This window comes from Methylophilus sp. (assembly GCF_052173275.1).
GTDB lineage: Bacteria > Pseudomonadota > Gammaproteobacteria > Burkholderiales > Methylophilaceae > Methylophilus.
Map to the genome: position 1 here is coordinate 1,028,926 of NZ_JBQMUL010000002.1, position 18,426 is coordinate 1,047,351.

General features: G+C 50.0%; 19 protein-coding genes. 18 read left to right on the top strand and 1 reads right to left on the bottom strand.

Annotated features, from left to right (window positions below; all coding sequences use genetic code 11):
* Window positions 1–17: 17 nt before the first annotated feature.
* The 14 genes from atpB to ACTS9Y_RS06460 all read left to right on the top strand — a co-directional run bounded on the left by atpB (window position 18) and on the right by ACTS9Y_RS06460 (window position 14,335).
* Complete coding sequence (atpB, locus tag ACTS9Y_RS06395; protein ID WP_442585134.1) at window positions 18–893, top strand: F0F1 ATP synthase subunit A; 876 nt, start codon at window positions 18–20, stop codon at window positions 891–893.
* A gap of 68 nt (window positions 894–961) precedes the next feature.
* Window positions 962–1,228, top strand: coding sequence for a F0F1 ATP synthase subunit C (gene atpE / locus ACTS9Y_RS06400; RefSeq protein ID WP_055830697.1), 267 nt, complete (start codon window positions 962–964; stop codon window positions 1,226–1,228).
* 65 nt (window positions 1,229–1,293) lie between these two features.
* Complete coding sequence (locus tag ACTS9Y_RS06405) at window positions 1,294–1,764, top strand: F0F1 ATP synthase subunit B (protein WP_442585135.1); 471 nt, start codon at window positions 1,294–1,296, stop codon at window positions 1,762–1,764.
* A gap of 9 nt (window positions 1,765–1,773) precedes the next feature.
* Entirely contained in the window at window positions 1,774–2,310 is a 537-nt protein-coding gene (locus ACTS9Y_RS06410; RefSeq protein ID WP_442585136.1) for a F0F1 ATP synthase subunit delta, read from the top strand.
* Window positions 2,311–2,326: 16 nt separating this feature from the next.
* Window positions 2,327–3,868 carry a F0F1 ATP synthase subunit alpha gene (gene atpA / locus ACTS9Y_RS06415; protein WP_055830703.1) on the top strand — a complete coding sequence of 514 codons (1,542 nt, stop codon included), beginning with the start codon at window positions 2,327–2,329 and terminating at the stop codon, window positions 3,866–3,868.
* Between the two features lie 29 nt (window positions 3,869–3,897).
* Window positions 3,898–4,767, top strand: a complete 870-nt coding sequence (gene atpG / locus ACTS9Y_RS06420) for a F0F1 ATP synthase subunit gamma (RefSeq protein ID WP_442585137.1) — start codon at window positions 3,898–3,900, stop codon at window positions 4,765–4,767.
* A gap of 66 nt (window positions 4,768–4,833) precedes the next feature.
* Window positions 4,834–6,270: a F0F1 ATP synthase subunit beta gene (atpD, locus tag ACTS9Y_RS06425; RefSeq protein ID WP_442585138.1), complete on the top strand. Its 1,437-nt coding sequence runs from the start codon at window positions 4,834–4,836 to the stop codon at window positions 6,268–6,270.
* Window positions 6,271–6,340: 70 nt separating this feature from the next.
* Window positions 6,341–6,766, top strand: a complete 426-nt coding sequence (locus ACTS9Y_RS06430) for a F0F1 ATP synthase subunit epsilon (protein WP_442585139.1) — start codon at window positions 6,341–6,343, stop codon at window positions 6,764–6,766.
* Between the two features lie 95 nt (window positions 6,767–6,861).
* Entirely contained in the window at window positions 6,862–8,232 is a 1,371-nt protein-coding gene (glmU, locus tag ACTS9Y_RS06435; RefSeq protein WP_442585140.1) for a bifunctional UDP-N-acetylglucosamine diphosphorylase/glucosamine-1-phosphate N-acetyltransferase GlmU, read from the top strand.
* Window positions 8,233–8,236: 4 nt separating this feature from the next.
* Entirely contained in the window at window positions 8,237–10,072 is a 1,836-nt protein-coding gene (gene glmS, locus ACTS9Y_RS06440; protein ID WP_442585141.1) for a glutamine--fructose-6-phosphate transaminase (isomerizing), read from the top strand.
* 115 nt (window positions 10,073–10,187) lie between these two features.
* Window positions 10,188–11,408: an EAL and HDOD domain-containing protein gene (locus tag ACTS9Y_RS06445; RefSeq protein WP_442585142.1), complete on the top strand. Its 1,221-nt coding sequence runs from the start codon at window positions 10,188–10,190 to the stop codon at window positions 11,406–11,408.
* Window positions 11,409–11,528: 120 nt separating this feature from the next.
* Window positions 11,529–11,993, top strand: coding sequence for an Hsp20 family protein (locus ACTS9Y_RS06450; RefSeq protein ID WP_442585143.1), 465 nt, complete (start codon window positions 11,529–11,531; stop codon window positions 11,991–11,993).
* 145 nt (window positions 11,994–12,138) lie between these two features.
* Window positions 12,139–13,803, top strand: coding sequence for an energy-dependent translational throttle protein EttA (gene ettA, locus ACTS9Y_RS06455; RefSeq protein ID WP_442585144.1), 1,665 nt, complete (start codon window positions 12,139–12,141; stop codon window positions 13,801–13,803).
* A gap of 196 nt (window positions 13,804–13,999) precedes the next feature.
* A complete protein-coding gene (locus ACTS9Y_RS06460) occupies window positions 14,000–14,335 on the top strand; it encodes a YegP family protein (protein ID WP_442585145.1) in 336 nt (111 codons plus the stop codon).
* A 17-nt stretch (window positions 14,336–14,352) separates the two neighbouring features.
* Here the strand turns inward: ACTS9Y_RS06460 and ACTS9Y_RS06465 are convergent, their stop codons facing one another.
* Window positions 14,353–15,162, bottom strand: a complete 810-nt coding sequence (locus ACTS9Y_RS06465) for an SDR family oxidoreductase (RefSeq protein ID WP_442585146.1) — start codon at window positions 15,160–15,162, stop codon at window positions 14,353–14,355.
* Between the two features lie 60 nt (window positions 15,163–15,222).
* On the opposite strand from ACTS9Y_RS06465, the gene ACTS9Y_RS06470 reads away from it, so the two are divergent.
* The 4 genes from ACTS9Y_RS06470 to ACTS9Y_RS06485 all read left to right on the top strand — a co-directional run bounded on the left by ACTS9Y_RS06470 (window position 15,223) and on the right by ACTS9Y_RS06485 (window position 18,417).
* Complete coding sequence (locus ACTS9Y_RS06470; RefSeq protein WP_442585147.1) at window positions 15,223–15,597, top strand: DUF6394 family protein; 375 nt, start codon at window positions 15,223–15,225, stop codon at window positions 15,595–15,597.
* Between the two features lie 13 nt (window positions 15,598–15,610).
* Window positions 15,611–17,299 carry a potassium channel family protein gene (locus ACTS9Y_RS06475; RefSeq protein WP_442585148.1) on the top strand — a complete coding sequence of 563 codons (1,689 nt, stop codon included), beginning with the start codon at window positions 15,611–15,613 and terminating at the stop codon, window positions 17,297–17,299.
* Window positions 17,300–17,457: 158 nt separating this feature from the next.
* On the top strand, window positions 17,458–18,033 hold the full coding sequence (locus ACTS9Y_RS06480) for a hypothetical protein (protein WP_442585149.1): 576 nt from the start codon (window positions 17,458–17,460) through the stop codon (window positions 18,031–18,033).
* 24 nt (window positions 18,034–18,057) lie between these two features.
* Window positions 18,058–18,417: a hypothetical protein gene (locus ACTS9Y_RS06485; protein ID WP_442585150.1), complete on the top strand. Its 360-nt coding sequence runs from the start codon at window positions 18,058–18,060 to the stop codon at window positions 18,415–18,417.
* The last annotated feature ends 9 nt before the right edge of the window (window positions 18,418–18,426 follow it).

Here is an 18,426-nt window from a genome sequence, read left to right on the forward strand (position 1 = left end):
AAAAATAGTTTGAGATTATGACAACCGAACACACACAACAAACAGAACACGCGTTGACCCCTTCCAGTTATATTCAGCATCACCTGGGTTTTAATGCCCAGTCGGTTGGTGATACCAGTTTCTGGACATTGCATGTGGATACGCTGGCGATGTCAGTGATCCTGGGTTTGGTCGTGATGGGTCTGGTCTGGTGGGTCGCACGTGGTGCAACTTCCGGCGTGCCAAGCAAGCGCCAGGCTTTTGTTGAATTAGTGTTTGGTTTTATTGACGACCAGGTGAAAAACATTTTCCACGGTGACCGTCACAGTTTTATCGCACCAACCGCATTAACCGTTTTCCTGTGGGTGTTTGCCATGAATGCCATGGACTTCCTGCCGGTTGATATTTTCGCCAAATTTATTCATGCCCTGGGTTTTGACCACTGGCGTGCAGTACCAACCTCAGATATCAACACTACATTCGCTTTGGCGCTGGCAGTCTGGTTCCTGATGATTTTCTTCTCAATTAAAGCCAAAGGCCTGGGCGGCTGGATCCACGAATTATTCTGTGCCCCGTTCGGTTCTGCAAAATTCTTCAAACCAAAAAGCTTTCTTGGCTTTATTGGTCTCGTTTTAAGCCCTTTGTTGTTCGTCGCAAACTTCGCTTTTAACCTCATCGAATACGTTTCAAAACCACTTTCCCACTCATTGCGTTTGTTCGGCAACATGTATGCCGGCGAAGTGATTTTCCTGTTATTGGGTCTGTGGGCAGCCACTGGCATCACCGGGACAATCGCTGGTGCAGTGCTGGGTGCTGGCTGGTCTATTTTCCACATCCTGATTGTGGCCCTGCAAGCCTTTATTTTCATGATGCTGACTGTGGTCTATCTTGCCATGGCGCATGAGTCGCACTAGTTTCAAGTTTTTTGGTTATTAATTTTGTAGTTGTTTTTATTTCTTAATATAAGAGAGGGTAATACATAATGGAAGCTTTAGCATTGATTCAGGCCTACACAGGCATTGGTATCGGTTTGATCATCGGTTTGGGCGCTGCAGGTGCCTGTATCGGTATTGGTATTATGTGTGCAAGTTTCCTAGAAGGTGCTGCACGTCAACCAGAAATGATCCCAGCTCTGCAAGGTAAAGTATTCCTGCTGTTGGGTTTGATCGACGCGTCCTTCATTATTGGTGTTGGTTTGGCCATGATGTTTGCATTTGCAAACCCATTGTTGAGCGTTGTTGCACAGTAATTAACGCCAGGTAGGGTTTAGGTAGTGACTTAAACCTTTCAACAACCCAGTAAGATGGATCAAAAATGAATATTAATTTCACACTCATCGCGCAAGCTATCGCATTTGCAGTGTTGATTTGGTTCACAGTGAAATTCGTTTGGCCGCCGCTGTTAAAAGCGATCGAAACGCGCCAAAAGGAGATCGCGGATGGTTTGGCTGCTGCTCAAGAAGGTAGAAGTGCCTTGGAAGTAGCGGCTAAGAAATCTGAGACCACACTGAACGAAGCAAAACAAAAAGCAAGTGAGATTATTGGGCAAGCTGAAAAACGCGCTGCGCAAATCATCGATGAAGCTAAGGGTAATGCCAAAGCTGAAGGTGATCGCATCATTGCTGGTGCCAAAGCCGAGATTGATCAGGAAGTGAACCGCGCTAAAGAAGGCCTGCGCGCTCAAGTTTCTACACTGGCTGTGGCCGGTGCAGAAAAAATCCTGCGTAAAGAGATCGACGCCAAAGCACATAGCGAGATGTTGTCTAAACTTGCTGCGGAACTATAAGGATAAAACATGGCTGAACTCTCAACCATTGCAAGGCCTTATGCCGTTGCCGCCTACAAGTTAGGCAAAGAAAAAAAGGCATTGGCAAAATGGTCCGAAATGCTGGCATTTGCTGCGGCAGTTGCTACCGATGCACACATGAAAGCCCTGATTGATAGCCCGACCCTGAATGCTGCCGATATTGAAGCGGCGTTCCTCAAAGTGAGCGGCGACAATCTGGATGATCATGGGCAAAATTTAATCAAGGTTTTGGTTGAATACGGCCGTTTATCCTTATTGCCTGCCATTGCTGAAGCTTTTGAGGCTTTGAAAGCGCAAGATGAAGGCACGCTGGACGCTCAAATTATTGCTGCTGCAAAACTGACAGCTGCGCAGTCTAAAGATTTGGTCAAACGTCTGGAAGCCAAGTTCGGCAAGAAAATTGAAGCAAGCGTTTCCGTAGATCCGGAAATCATCGGCGGCATCAAAATTATTGTTGGCGACACCGTCATCGACGCGTCTGTCCAAGGTCAGTTACAAAATTTAGCCTATACGCTAACAGCATAAGGCATAGGAGATTTAAATGCAGTTATCAACATCAGAGATTAGCGAGCTCATCAAGAGCCGTTTGGAAAACTTCTCTACTACCGCTGAAGCGCGTACCCAGGGTACTGTGATTTCTGTGACAGACGGCATTGTGCGTATTCACGGCTTGTCCAACGTCATGGCTGGCGAGATGATTGAGTTTCCAGGCAATACATTCGGTCTGGCACTGAACCTGGAGCGTGACTCCGTAGGTGCCGTGGTACTGGGTGATTACGAGCACATCACCGAAGGCGACGTATGTAAATGTACAGGTCGTATTCTGGAAGTGCCAGTTGGTCCGGAACTGATCGGCCGTGTGGTGAACTCACTGGGTCAGCCTATTGATGGCAAGGGTCCGGTTAAAACCAAACTGACTGACAAGATTGAAAAAATCGCGCCAGGCGTGATTGCACGTAAATCAGTGTCACAACCAGTACAGACTGGCCTGAAGTCTATCGACTCCATGGTGCCGGTAGGCCGTGGCCAACGTGAGTTGATCATTGGTGACCGTCAGACTGGTAAAACAGCGGTTGCTGTTGATGCGATCATCAACCAGAAGGGTCAGAACATGACCTGTATCTACGTAGCGATCGGTCAGAAAGCTTCTACCATTGCTAACGTGGTACGTAAACTGGAAGAGCACGGCGCAATGGCTTACACCATTATCGTGGCTGCTTCTGCTTCTGACTCTGCTGCATTGCAATTCCTGGCACCTTACGCCGGTTGTACCATGGGCGAATACTTCCGTGACCGTGGTGAAGATGCACTGATCGTTTACGATGACTTGTCCAAACAAGCGGTTGCTTACCGTCAGATCTCCCTGTTGCTGCGCCGCCCACCAGGCCGTGAAGCTTACCCGGGTGACGTGTTCTACATCCACTCACGTTTGTTAGAGCGTGCTGCACGCGTGAACGAAGAGTACGTAGAGAAATTCACAGAAGGCAAAGTCAAAGGTAAAACAGGTTCATTGACTGCATTGCCAGTGATTGAAACCCAGGCCGGTGACGTATCAGCATTCGTACCAACCAACGTGATTTCCATTACCGATGGCCAGATTTTCCTGGAAACAGACTTGTTCAACGCAGGTGTGCGTCCAGCGATCAACGCCGGTATTTCCGTATCCCGCGTAGGTGGTGCTGCACAAACCAAGATCATCAAGAAACTGGGTGGCGGTGTGCGTCTGGCATTGGCACAGTATCGTGAACTGGCTGCGTTTGCGCAGTTTGCGTCTGACCTGGATGAAGCAACCCGTAAACAGCTGGACCGCGGTCGTATGTTTACCGAGTTGATGAAACAGGCACAGTACTCACCATTGAGCGTTGCAGCGATGGGCGTGAGCCTGTTTGCAGCAAACAAAGGTTACTTTGACGACGTACCAACCAACAAGGTGCTGGCATTTGAAAACGCATTGCATGGTTTCTTGAACTCCAAGTACAAGAACATCATTGACGCGATCGATTCCAGCAAAGATCTGAGTGGCGACAACGAGAAAGCATTGGAAGCTGCGATTCAAGATTTCAAAGCAACCAACGCTTATTAATCTCTGACACTTCGACTTAGGAACCTAACATGGCAGGTAGTAAAGAGATTAGAACCAAGATCAAGAGTGTAGAAAATACACGCAAGATCACCAAGGCGATGGAGATGGTGGCCGCTTCTAAAATGCGTAAAGCGCAGGACAGAATGCGTGCTTCGCGCCCTTATGCGGATAAGATCCGTAATGTGGCTGCTCACCTCTCCTTTGCGCAATCCGAGTATAGACATCCGTTTCTGATCAAGCGCGATGTGGTGAAAAATATCGGTCTGATTGTGGTCAGTTCAGACAAAGGCCTGTGCGGTGGTTTGAATACCAACGTATTGCGTTTGTCACTGAACCAGATGAAAGCCTGGGAAGCTGAAGGCAAAGGCATCAGCGTCAGCGCGATCGGTAACAAGGGCTATGGCTTTATGAACCGTATCGGCGCACAGGTGAAATCACATATCACCGGTCTGGGCGATACACCGCATCTGGAAAAACTGATCGGCAGCATTAAAGTGATGCTGGATGCTTATATTGCCGGTGAAATTGATCAGCTTTACATCTGCTATACCAAATTCATCAATACCATGAAGCAAGAGCCGACCATGCAGCAACTGCTGCCACTGTCTGGTGAGCAACTGGGCAGCCCTAACGGCCATTGGGATTACATCTATGAGCCGGAAGCGAAACCAGTGGTGGATGAGTTGATGACACGTTATATCGAATCACTGATCTACAACGCAGTGGCCGAAAACATGGCGTCAGAACAATCTGCACGTATGGTGGCGATGAAGTCTGCATCCGATAACGCGAAGAGCGTAATCGGCGAACTGAAACTGGTGTACAACAAAGCCCGTCAGGCTGCGATTACCAAAGAGATTTCAGAAATCGTCGGCGGTGCAGCAGCAGTTTCGTCCTAAGGCGCGCGCATTAAGCGCAAGTGAAAGAATTCAATTAGATCTGACTCATACAGTTAGGAAAAGAAAATGGCAAAGGCAAATCAAGTAGTAACAGGTAAAGTAGTGCAGTGTATTGGCGCTGTGGTTGACGTGGAATTTCCACGCGATCAAATGCCTAAAGTATTCGATGCATTGATCATTGATGACAAAAACTCCAATGCAGAAGCCGGTTTGACACTGGAAGTGCAACAACAGCTGGGTGACGGCGTGGTGCGTACCATTGCCATGGGTTCCTCAGATGGCCTGGCACGTGGTACTGCATTCAAAAACACAGGTTCAGCGATCTCTGTACCAGTGGGTGAAGGCACACTGGGCCGTATCATGGACGTATTGGGTCGCCCGATCGACGAAGTCGGTCCAATCGACTCTACAGAGTTCCGTTCTATCCACCAGAAAGCCCCGGCTTTTGAAGAACTGTCTCCATCTGTTGACCTGTTAGAAACAGGCATCAAGGTGATCGACCTGGTTTGCCCGTTCGCTAAAGGCGGTAAAGTGGGCCTGTTCGGTGGTGCCGGTGTAGGTAAAACAGTGAACATGCTGGAACTGATCAACAACATCGCTAAACAGCACTCCGGTTTATCCGTGTTTGCCGGTGTAGGTGAGCGTACCCGTGAAGGTAACGACTTCTACCACGAGATGGCAGATGCTGGCGTTATCAAACTGGATAACATGAAAGAATCGAAAGTAGCGATGGTGTTCGGTCAGATGAACGAGCCTCCAGGCAACCGTCTGCGCGTCGCTTTGTCAGGTTTGACCATGGCTGAAAAATTCCGTGATGAAGGACGTGACGTATTGTTCTTCGTGGATAACATCTACCGTTACACACTGGCCGGTACTGAAGTATCTGCGCTGCTGGGCCGTATGCCTTCAGCGGTAGGTTACCAACCTACCCTGGCGGATGAAATGGGCCGTCTGCAAGAGCGTATTACTTCTACTAAAGTGGGTTCTATTACTTCTATCCAAGCGGTTTACGTACCTGCGGATGACTTGACTGACCCATCACCAGCGACGACTTTCCAGCACTTGGACTCCACCGTTGTGTTGTCACGTGACATTGCCTCCCTGGGTATCTACCCAGCGGTTGATCCACTGGACTCAACATCACGTCAGCTGGATCCACTGGTCGTTGGTGAAGAGCACTACAACGTAGCACGTAGCGTTCAGCAAACATTGCAACGCTATAAAGAATTGCGCGACATTATCGCCATTCTGGGTATGGATGAATTGTCTCCAGAAGACAAACTGTCTGTAGGCCGTGCACGTAAGATCCAGCGTTTCCTGTCACAACCTTTCCACGTGGCTGAAGTATTTACTGGCGCGCCAGGCAAATACGTACCATTGAAAGAAACTATCAAAGGCTTCAAAGCAATTGTTGCCGGCGAATACGATCACTTGCCTGAGCAAGCGTTCTACATGGTGGGTGGTATCGAAGAAGCTGTTGAGAAAGCTAAAACACTGAACTAATGTATGTGAATACAAGCAGGTGATTTTTATCCCTGCTTGTTTCTTTCAGTGAAATAGAAAAGAGAACATTATGGCAAATACTGTGCATATCGATGTAGTAAGCGCGGAAGAATCGATCTTCTCCGGCGAAGCTGAATTTGTCGTGGCGCCAGCGGGTGCTGGTGAAGTGGGTATCTACCCTAACCATGCACCTATGATCACGACCATCAAGCCAGGTGCTTTGCGTATCAAGCAGGCTGCTGACAAAGAAGAAACCCTGATTTATATTTCTGGCGGCATGCTGGAAGTACAACCAGGCGTGATCACGGTGTTGGCAGATACAGCCATTCGCGGCCAGGATCTGGACGAAGTCAAAGCCATTGCTGCTAAAGAAGCTGCAGAAGAAGCTTTAAAAAATCGTTCTTCTGAAATTGATTATGCGGCTGCGCAAGCTGAACTGGCCGAAGCAGTGGCACAGATTCAGGCAATCCAGAAATTGCGTAAATCTGTACACTAACAACGTGCAAAACAAAAAACAGGCGGCTCTCGAGTCGCCTTTTTTGTTGCTGAGCTAAACTGCCATCCCTATTATTTCTAAGCTAAAATAACGGTATGAGTGACCTGAATATTATTATCCTGGCGGCCGGTAAAGGTACGCGTATGCGTTCAGACCTGCCTAAAGTATTGCATGCCGTGGGTGGCAAACCGATTCTGCAACATGTGATTGATGCCGCAAGACAGCTCAACCCGCAAAAAATCATAGTCGTCTATGGCTTTGGTGGCGAACAGGTGCAGCAGCAAATATCAGGTGAAGAGCTGCAATGGGTATTACAAGCCGAGCAGCTGGGCACCGGGCATGCAGTGCAACAAGCCCTGCCCTTACTCGACGATCGTGGCGCAACATTGATCCTATTAGGCGATGTGCCGCTTGTAGATGTCGCGGCCTGTCAGGAAATGCTGCAGCAGGCGAACCAGCACCTGGTGGTACAAACATTTATCAAACCAGACCCGACTGGGTATGGCCGTATCGTCCGCAATGGCAACAATGAAGTGGTGGCAATCGTTGAGCATAAAGATGCCACTGAGGCGCAACGGTCTATCCAGGAAGTGAATACCGGCATTATGGCCTTGCCGAATGCACAACTGAAAAGCTGGCTGGCACAGATTAAAAACGATAACGCGCAACAAGAATATTACTTAACCGATATCATCGCATTATCCGTCAACGAAGGCCGTGCCGTTTTGCCCCAAGTGGTGGCAGACGCCTGGTCGGTGACGGGCATTAATTCCAAGCTGGATTTGCAAGACATAGAGCGCGAATTTCAGGCACGTAAAGCTACAGCATTGATGACACAAGGTGTGACATTATTTGATGCGCTCCGTATTGATATCCGTGGAAACCTCAATTGTGGCCGGGATGTCATCATTGATGTGAATTGCGTGTTTGAAGGGGATGTCACGCTTGAAGATGGTGTGCAGATCGGCCCTCATTGCGTCATTAAAAATGCAGTGATCGCCAAGGGGAGTAAACTGGCCGCGTTCACGCATATTGACGATGCAACTGTAGGTGCAGGAAGCAGCATAGGCCCGTTTGCACGTTTGCGCCCTGGCACAAAACTATCCGAGAAAACCCATATCGGCAATTTCGTTGAAATTAAAAACGCCACGGTAGGCCTGGGCAGCAAGGTCAATCACTTGAGCTATGTCGGCGATGCCAGCGTAGGTGCCAATGTCAATATCGGCGCGGGCGTGATCACTTGTAATTATGATGGCGCGAACAAACATAAGACCATCATTGAAGATGATGTGTTTGTCGGTTCTGATACGCAACTGGTAGCACCTGTCACCGTTGGCAAAGGCGCCACCATTGCGGCAGGTTCAACCATTACTAAACATGTCCCGGCTGACTCACTGACCCTGTGTCGTGCCCGTGAGCAACGTTCAATTCAAGGATGGAAACGTCCACAAAAGGTGAAAAAATAAGCGTATGTGTGGCATTGTCGGTGCGGTAGCAAACAGAAATATCGTTCCATTACTCATAGAGGGCTTAAGCCGCCTTGAGTATAGGGGCTATGACTCAGCAGGGATCGCCGTGCTCAACCAGCAGATCGAGCGTGTGCGTTCGGTTGGCCGTGTGGCTGAGCTTGAGAGCAAAGCACAGGGCTTGCAAAGCCATATCGGCATCGGCCATACGCGTTGGGCCACCCATGGAGGCGTGACCGAGCAGAATGCGCACCCGCATGTCTCGCCAGCGCAGGACAATGCACAGATCGCAGTGGTACATAACGGCATTATCGAAAACCACGACGAGCAGCGTGACCGCCTGACGGCATTGGGCTACCAGTTCTATTCGCAGACTGATACTGAAGTCATTGCCCATCTGGTGCACTATTATTACCAGCAGACCAAAGATCTGTTGCAAGCGGTGCAACAGGCGATCACTGAACTGACCGGCGCTTATGCCATCAGCGCGGTAGTACTGGATAACCCCAGACAATTAGTGGTTGCCCGCCTGGGTTGCCCCTTGCTGATCGGCCTGGGTGAGCAGGAGAATTTTGTTGCCTCTGATGTCTCCGCAGTGCTGTCTGCCACTCGTAAAGTGATTTACCTGGAAGATGGCGATGTTGCTACTTTAAGTACCGATGCCGTGGTCATTTATGACAGGCAAGGCGAAACCGTGCAACGTAAAGTGCATATGAGTGATGTATCACTGGCGTCGCTGGAGCTTGGCCCTTACAGCCACTTTATGCAGAAAGAGATCCACGAACAGCCACGCGCCATCAGCGATACGATAGAGGCACTGATAGATGATGGTGCGTTTAGAAGTGAATTGTTTGGCACTGCTGCTGCCGATATCTTCCAGCAAATTGATAGCGTGCTTATCCTGGCGGCTGGCACCAGTTATTACGCCGGCCTCACGGCCAAATACTGGCTGGAAAGCATCGCCAGAATCCCGACTTCAGTAGAGATTGCCAGCGAATACCGCTATCGCGACTCGGTGCCTAACCCTAAGCAGTTAGTGGTCACTATCTCGCAATCTGGCGAAACCCTCGATACTATGGAAGCGCTCAAACATGCGCAAAAACTGGGGCATCCCTACAGCCTGGCGATTTGCAATGTGCAGGAAAGCGCTATTCCACGGGCCTCTTCACTGATTTTCTACACGCGCGCCGGCGCTGAGATCGGCGTTGCCAGTACCAAGGCGTTTACCACGCAGTTGATCGCACTATTTGTGCTTTCAGTGACCTTGGCGAAAGAGCGTGGTTTATTAGCGCCAGAACAGGAACAAGCCTATTTAACCGATTTGCGCCAGCTCACCAGTAGCGTACAAATCGCGCTTAACCTGGAGCCGCAGATCCGCGAATGGGCTGCCCGCTTTGGCGATAAAGAACATGCGCTATTCCTGGGCCGTGGCGTGCACTTCCCTATCGCGATGGAAGGCGCGCTTAAGCTCAAGGAGATCTCTTACATCCACGCCGAAGCTTATCCCGCAGGCGAGTTGAAACATGGCCCGCTGGCATTGGTAGACAGCAATATGCCGGTGGTGGTGATTGCGCCTAACGATGCGCTGCTGGAAAAAGTGAAATCGAATATGCAGGAAGTGAAAGCACGCGGCGGTGAGTTGTTCGTATTTGCGGATGCTGACAGCCACTTTAATGCGTCTGAAGGCGTACACGTCATCCGTACACCCAGACACGTAGGCGTGTTGTCACCTATCCTGCATGTGATCCCGGTGCAGCTGCTGGCGTATCACGCCGCCCTGCTCAAAGGTACAGATGTAGATAAACCACGTAACCTGGCCAAGAGCGTCACCGTAGAGTAACTGCAAACCTAGAAAAGCCCCAGCAATTGGGGCTTTTTTGCAATTAAGAAGTAGATTGCTTTCAATTAGACTTGTCACCGAGCACTGAAAAGCGGTGCTAATTAGGAATGTAGTCATGACCACATCACATCAGAGTATTATCGGGCGCCAGCCTATTGTTAATGACAAGCAGGAGATCATTGGCTATGAATTCTTTTTCCGGAAAGAAGCCGATGGCAGTGACACGCCGTTTGCAGAAGATATCCAGACCTGCGCCAAAATCCTCTCCACCACCATTGATGAAATGCATGAAAGCTGGCTGCTGGGCCAGCAGCTGGCATTTATCAATGTCGATCAGGTCATGCTCAACAGCGAGTTTCTGGAGTTGATGCCAGCCGAAAAAACCGTGCTGGAGATTGTGCGCCAGGTGGAAGTGACGCCTGAAATCATTGCGCGCTGCCAGACGCTGAAAGCGGCCAAATTCAGGATCGCGCTGGATAACCCGCAACGCTACCCGCAGCTGGAAGCACTAGTGAGCATCGCCGATTACATCAAGTTGGACATGCGCGATATCGCACTTGAAGAAGCCAAGACGTGGCTGAAAAAATATCAAAAGCCAAACTGCAAACTGATCGCAGAAAAAGTAGAGCAAAACGCGCAGTTCAAAAGTTTGCAAGAAGCAGGCTACCAGCAATTTCAGGGCTATTTTTATGCCAGGCCGGAAAACCTGAATGCCAAGGTCATCAACCCCAGTTTTGAAGGTGTATTGAATTTACTGAACCTGGTCAGCCAGGAAGCCGACAACCGCGATATTGAGAACGGTTTCAAACGCGACACCACACTCAGCTACAAACTATTACGCTACATTAATTCTGTCGGTTTTGGCTTGTCGTGCGAGGTGCAATCCATCGGCCACGCCCTGACCATCCTTGGCCGTAACCAGCTCTACCGTTGGCTGACTTTGCTGATGGTCACGGCCGGCAATAACAGCACCTCCCCTGCATTGATGAAAACATCGATCACGCGCGGACGCCTGACCGAGTTGCTCGGCGAGCCTTTCTTTGACAAAAAAGACCGCGACAACCTGTTTGTGGTCGGCGTGTTTTCTCTGTTGGATGTGATGCTGAAAGTGCCGATGGAAGATATTCTGGACAAGCTGCAATTGCCGGAGCAGATTGTGGATGCCCTGACAGAACGCTCAGGGATCTTTGGGCCTTTCCTCAAGTTGACTGAAGCCTGTGAAGACGCAAATAGCGATCAAATCCTGCACCTGGCCGAGATGTTGCAACTCAATCCGGAGAAAGTAAACCAGTGCCATATGGAAGCTCTGGCCTGGACAGAAAAGTTAGGCGTTTAGAAAAACGCGCGCATTTATCCACTTGAAAAAATCAGGCGGATTCCCATATTCAAATCACAGATGCTTGCAGTTCGAGGTCTGTGAAACATGTGAATCGCTTCATTTTAAAAGGATAAACGTATGCGTACTTATGACTTAACCCCACTTTACCGCACCGCCATTGGTTTTGATCGTTTGGCAAAAATGCTCAACGACGGCCAGCGCAGTGAAAACGAAACCAGCTACCCGCCATACAACATCGAGTTAGTCGATGAAAACGCCTACAAAATCGTCATGGCCATCGCCGGATTCCAGTTAAACGAACTGGACATAGAAACCGAACACCAGACCTTGCGCGTCACCGGCCGCAAAGCCAAAAAAGAGCAGGAAAATACTTTCCTGCACCGTGGCATCGCCAACCGTGATTTTGAACACAAATTCCAATTGGCTGACCACGTAAAAGTCACCGGTGCCAATCTGGAAAACGGTTTATTGAGTATCGCCCTGGTGCGTGAAATCCCTGAAGCGCTTAAACCGCGCAAGATTGAAATCGGCACGCAGGCGCAATCGAATGTTTCCTCATTCATCGCGCAAAAAGCGGCTTAATTCACCTGCTATGCAAAAGGGCCGATCTGGCCCTTTTTTCATATGTGCTTGCTGAATACGCCATTCGTTTCGCGTTTAACCAAGCGCAGTTGAGTGATGCGTATTAAAATACGTTTTTTAGAATTTTTGAAGGCTTGCAAATCCTATGGCCCAATATGTGATGTCCATGCTCCGCGTGAGCAAAATCGTGCCGCCTAAACGGCAGATCATTAAAAACATTTCCCTGTCATTCTTCCCGGGCGCCAAAATCGGCCTGCTGGGCCTGAACGGCTCCGGTAAATCGACCGTATTGCGTATCATGGCCGGCGCCGACAAAGATTATGAAGGCGAAGTGCAATGGCAACCGAATATCTCCATCGGTTACCTGCCACAGGAACCTGAGCTGGATGCGGAAAAAACCGTGCGCCAGGAAGTCGAAGCCGGTCTGGGTGCAGTGATGGAAGCCAAGCAAAAGCTGGAAGAAATCTACGCCGCCTATGCCGAGCCGGATGCCGATTTCGATAAGCTGGCCGAGGAGCAAGCCAAGTATGAAAATATCCTCACAGCCAGTGGCAGCGATGTCGAGCAACAGCTGGAAATCGCCGCTGATGCGCTACGCCTGCCACCTTGGGATGCCAAGATAGGCCCATTGTCTGGCGGTGAAAAGCGCCGTGTTGCCCTGTGCAAACTATTGCTCTCCCGGCCTGACATGCTGTTGCTGGACGAACCCACCAACCACCTCGATGCAGAATCTGTCGATTGGCTGGAGCAGTTCCTGGTGCGCTTCCCCGGTACCGTTGTTGCTGTGACGCATGACCGCTACTTCCTCGATAATGCTGCCGAGTGGATACTGGAACTGGACCGCGGCGAAGGCATTCCATGGAAAGGCAATTACTCCAACTGGCTGGAGCAGAAAGAAGAGCGCCTGGCCCAGGAACACAAGCAGGAAGATGCCCACCGCAAGGCCATGAAGCAAGAACTGGAATGGGTGCGTCAGGGTGCAAAAGCTCGTCAATCCAAGAGCAAGGCACGTCTGGCCCGCTATGAGGAAATGTCCGGTGTCGAATACCAGCGCCGCAACGAAACCCAGGAAATCTTTATTCCGCCAGGTGAGCGTCTGGGTAACCAGGTGATTGAATTCAACAATGTCTCCAAAGGCTTTGGTGAGCGCCTGTTGATCGATAATTTGTCCTTCAGCATCCCGCCGGGTGCGATCGTAGGTGTCATCGGCCCTAACGGTGCCGGTAAATCTACCCTGTTCCGCATGTTGCAAGGCAAAGAGCAGCCAGATAGCGGTGAAATCATCACTGGCCCAACCGTGCAGCTGGCTGCGGTTGACCAGAGCCGTGAAGGTCTCGACAACGACAAAACCGTATTCGAAGCCATTTCGGGTGGCCTGGATATATTGACGGTGGGCAAATTTGAAATGCCTAGCCGTGCCTACATCGGCCGTTTTAACTTTAAAGGCGGTGACCAGCAGAAAATCGTCGGTCAACTGTCAGGTGGTGAACGCGGCCGCCTGCACCTGGCAAAAACCCTGATTTCAGGCGCTAACGTCTTGCTGCTGGATGAACCTTCAAACGACCTCGATGTGGAAACCCTGCGCGCGCTGGAAGACGCCTTGCTGGAGTTCTCCGGCTGCGTACTGGTGACCTCGCATGACCGCTGGTTCCTGGACCGGATCGCAACGCATATCCTGGCGGCAGAAGGTGATTCACAATGGACGTTCTTCAACGGCAACTATCAGGAATATGAAGCCGACAAGAAAAAACGCCTGGGTGAAGAAGGCGCCAAACCCAAACGTATCCGCTATAAACCGATTGCACGTTAAAACAAAAATCCCATTCACTGAATGGGATTTTTTTTGCAACCAGCAATCATCACTATCAATATGATTTAAATCATACAAGTGAAAGTAAGCGCGCCCTTTTTAGAAAGGGATTGTTTACAAATAAAACAACATTGTTCATGATGAGCATGCATTATTTGTAGGAATTTCTTTATTCACCAAATAAAAGGAGCGAGCGATGGCAGGTTGGTTTGAACTCTCAAAAAGTGCAGCGAATGGTCAGTTCAGTTTTGCGCTGAAGGCCGGTAATGCGGAGCAGATTCTTAAAAGCGAGCAGTATACGACTAAAGCTGCGGCACAGAATGGCATAGAATCCGTGCAGAAAAACAGTCCCCTGGATGACCGTTATCAAAGATTGGTCGCCAAAGATGGCCGTCCTTATTTCAATTTACTGGCGGGCAATAGCCAGATCATTGGCACCAGCCAGATGTATTCCTCAGAGGCAGCGCGTGACAATGGCATTGCTTCAGTCAAAAACAATGGCAGCAGCGCAACAATTAAAGATTTGACCTGATCAATAGTGACACGGATTTAAAGCCTCGCTTTGTGCGGGGCTTTTTTCGTCATGTAATCCCATAACCAGGCCGGGAACAGCCGTAGCAGGCGCGCGACGATGCCCATTTGCCAGGGGATCACTGTATAGCGCTTACGTTTGGCTATTGCCAGCAGCGCTTTGTCGGCAAATTCATCTACTTCCATTAAAAATGGCATAGCGTAGGTGTTGATATCTGTCATCGGCGTGCGGATGTAACCTGGAGAAATGGTGGTGACGCCGATATGATGCAATTGCATTTCGACGCGCAGGCTTTCCAGATAGGTGATGGCTGCGGCCTTGCTGGCGCTGTAAGCCCCGGAGCCCGGCAGGCCGCGTATGCCCGCCACGCTGGCGATGCCGACCAGCTGCGCAAACTCACCTTGCTCTGCCCCTGCTTTCATGGCCGCAATAAACGGCTGGAAGGTGTGTACCAGGCCCATGACATTGGTATCAAATACGGCCTGGAAGGCGGCGATATCCTCCTGGTATTCCGTTAGGGTGCCGCGGCTGACCCCGGCATTGCCGATGACGACATGCGGGATGCCAACCTCGGCAAGAAAGGTGTGTGCAATCGCCTGCATACGGGCAACATCACGCACATCGGCCACATGGCAATGCACCTGGCTGCCATAGGCGGCCGTGATCTCCTGTTGCAGGGTGGTGAGCGCTTGCTGGTTACGGGCTAGCAAAGCCAGTGTGCAGTGCGCGCCGTAGCGGCGGGCATAGGCTTTGGCCAGCGCCTGGCCGATGCCGCTGGAGGCGCCGGTGATGACGATACGAAGATGAGCGGGCGTTGCTTGTTGCATAAAAGTTACAGGAGAAAATGGTTGGGTTAGAATGCCATAAAACAACACGGGGAAACAATCATGAATCTGGAAAAAGTGATCTTTGGCTTTTTTATTATTTTGGCCATGACGCTCAACTTTGGTTTTTTTGTCGGGCAAATTGATAATCCCAAACACCATTTGCATTATGAGTTATATGCGGCGATTGTGGTGAACCTGATTGCGACCGTGCTGAAATTTGGCGATCGTACCCAGATAGGCGCGATTCATCTGGCTACTAGCCTGGTGGCCGATCTGCAATTGATCGCCGCGGCTATTATCTGGACTGCTGCGGGTACACAATCTACCGAGGCAGAAGTGATTGTCGGCATAGTGTCGCTGTCTGGCGGGGCTTTTCTTGCCAATGTGACCTCGGTGATCCTGCTGATTTACGAAACCGTCACCCTGCGCCGCTAGTGATATCCCAGCAATGAACCTCAATCAGATCATTTTCCTGATTCTGCGGCGCATGCGCGCGCCGCTGCTGATGGTGATTATCAGTTATGCCATCGCGCTGATCGGTTTTGTGCTGATCCCCGGCGCGGATGATCATGGCCAGGCATATCACCTCAGTTTTTTCGATGCGTTTTATATCCTGAGTTATACCGCGACCACTATCGGGTTTGGCGAGATCCCCTATCCGTTTACCGGCCATCAACGCATGTGGATGACCTTCTCGATTTATTTCACGGTGATCGCCTGGTTCTATGCCATAGGGGCAATCATTGCCCTGTTTCAGGAGGCTACCCTCAAGCAGGCGATTAAAACAGCCAGGTTTAAGCGCGATGTGTGTAACCTGATGGAACCGTTTTACCTGATCTGTGGTTATGGCGAAACTGGTAGCGAGTTGGTGCGTGCCCTTGATAGAAATGAATTGCGTGTGGTGGTGCTGGAGATTTCACCGGAACGTATTAATGAACTGGAAATGACCGATTACCAGTTTTATGTGCCGCATTTGTGCGCCGATGCCAAACTGTCTGAAGTGCTGCTGTTTGCCGGCATCAAAAATCCCATGTGCCGTGGTGTGGCAGCGCTTACGGATGATGACCATGCCAACCTCGCCATTTCGGTCGCCATCAAGCTGATCAAGCCGGAACTGCCCGTGCTGGCCAGGGTGGAAAATGATGTGGTCGCCGCCAATATGGCGTCTTTCGGCACTGACCATATCATTAATCCTTACAAGATTTTTGGGGAGCATTTGGCCATGCGGCTGAATGCGCTGGGAACTTACTTGTTACATGAATGGCTGACCATGGCGCCGGGGGATGCGATTGCGCCACCGGCAGCTATCCCCAAGGGCAAGTGGATCGCCTGCGGCTTTGGCCGGTTTGGCAAATCGGTGGTGAGCAGCCTGCAAAATGGTGCCGTGGATGTGACCATTATTGAAGCAGATCCGGAAGGCACGCAATGTAAAAACTGTATTGTCGGCAGTGGCGTGGAGTCACATATATTGCAACAAGCCGGCATAGAGCAGGCAATTGGTATCGTCGCCGGCACTGATAATGACATTAATAACCTGTCGATCGTGATGACGGCGCTGGAGGTGAATCCCGAACTGTTTGTGATCATCCGCAAAAACAAGCGCCATAACGACCCGCTGTTTGACCACTTTAATGCCGATATCACCATGCAGCCAAGTGATGTGATTGCGCATACCTGTTTGTCTTATATGGTGTCACCCATGCTGGCGGAATTCCTGGCGAACGCCAGGCATCAAACCAATGCCTGGGCTAATGCGGTGATTGCGCAGTTGGTGTCTAAACTAGGGGAACAGGTTCCGGATACCTGGGATATCACGATTGAGGGCGAGATGGCGTTTGCCGTATGTGCGCTGATGCAACAGGGTTTGCAACCTACCCTCAAGCACCTGGTGATGAGCCCTTCCGGGCAACGGCATGAGATGCCTGTCGTGCCATTGATGCTGGTGCGTGGTGAACAAAAATCCATGTTACCCGAGCTTTCCACGCCGTTACACATGGGAGATAAGATCTTGTGTTGCGGCATGGATCAGGCAAAATCCATACAGCGCTATGTCATGCACGACATTAAAACGCTGCATTACATCGTTACCGGTAACGAGATGCCCGAAACCTGGATCGGGCGCTGGTTGAAAAAGTGAAGTTTCAAAAAATACACAAATTATTAACACTTGTAAGTCTGAAGTTTTGGCATGATTAAGTGCCTGCTAAAGCACGCACTATAATATCTACCAGCCAAATGTACCGCTCTCACATCTAAGCTGGGAGGTATGTGTTCCTGAATTTTTGCTAGGGCTGTATGACCGAATTAATAATAACCCCTGCCAAGGGTGCACTTAAAGCCCAACCTGTTTTATTGCTTGTCACCCTGCTGTTTGTCACGATGGCAAATTATCTGGGTAAAGGCTTCAACGCGGTCACTCAAACCCTGTCTTTTGTGACGCTCATGCTGGCCACTTATGTGATTTGGCGTGCGTATATCGCTTCAAAAAAGCAGATCCTGATCAATAAAGCCAGCAAGCAGATCGAAGTGACTACTTATACTTTTTTTGGTGGCAGGCAAAAGAGGCGGTATCCGGTGATGTATTTCGGTGCGATCCGCTCTTATATCTCACTAGGCCATCGGGCGAGAAATGTCGTCGAACTGATCACCAATGACGGTACCGGCAGTTTGCCTCTCTCCAGCTTCACCCCCAAGGGCGGTAAAAAACTCTGGACTGTGCAAATTGAAACAGAAAATCCTGCAGCGGCTGATCTGGTCATCAGCGTTGCGAATTTGATCCCGGTGCAAAACCTGGGGTTCGTGGGCCATCATTTTGAAAAGACGCCGGTAGAAAAAGAACGGGATCACTTTATTAGAAATATATCCAAATAATGGTATTGAGCAAAGAGAAGCCAAATGATCCCTATATATACTCCGCAAACGGAATCTGAAGTCGCTGTCATCTCGTCCATGCTGGACGCCTACGAGATTCCATATTTCATCCGTGGCGGCGCCTTCAGCAAGCTTTATCCTGGGCTGCAAATCAAAGACTACAATACGCAGACGGTGATGGTGCCCGCTGAGTTTCAGGAAGTCGCACGTGAATTATTAATTGATTTTATCCAGCCTCAACCGCAAGCAATCAAGCGCGACTCAAAAGCTTCAATCAGCAGGATTTTCAGGGTATGTGTTGAAATGATCCTGGCCGGCTGGGTGTTCACAGGCAAACGCTGGAATAAAAATGCGCGTGAAGACAAACTGCACTCTGATGAATAGACAGTGAGA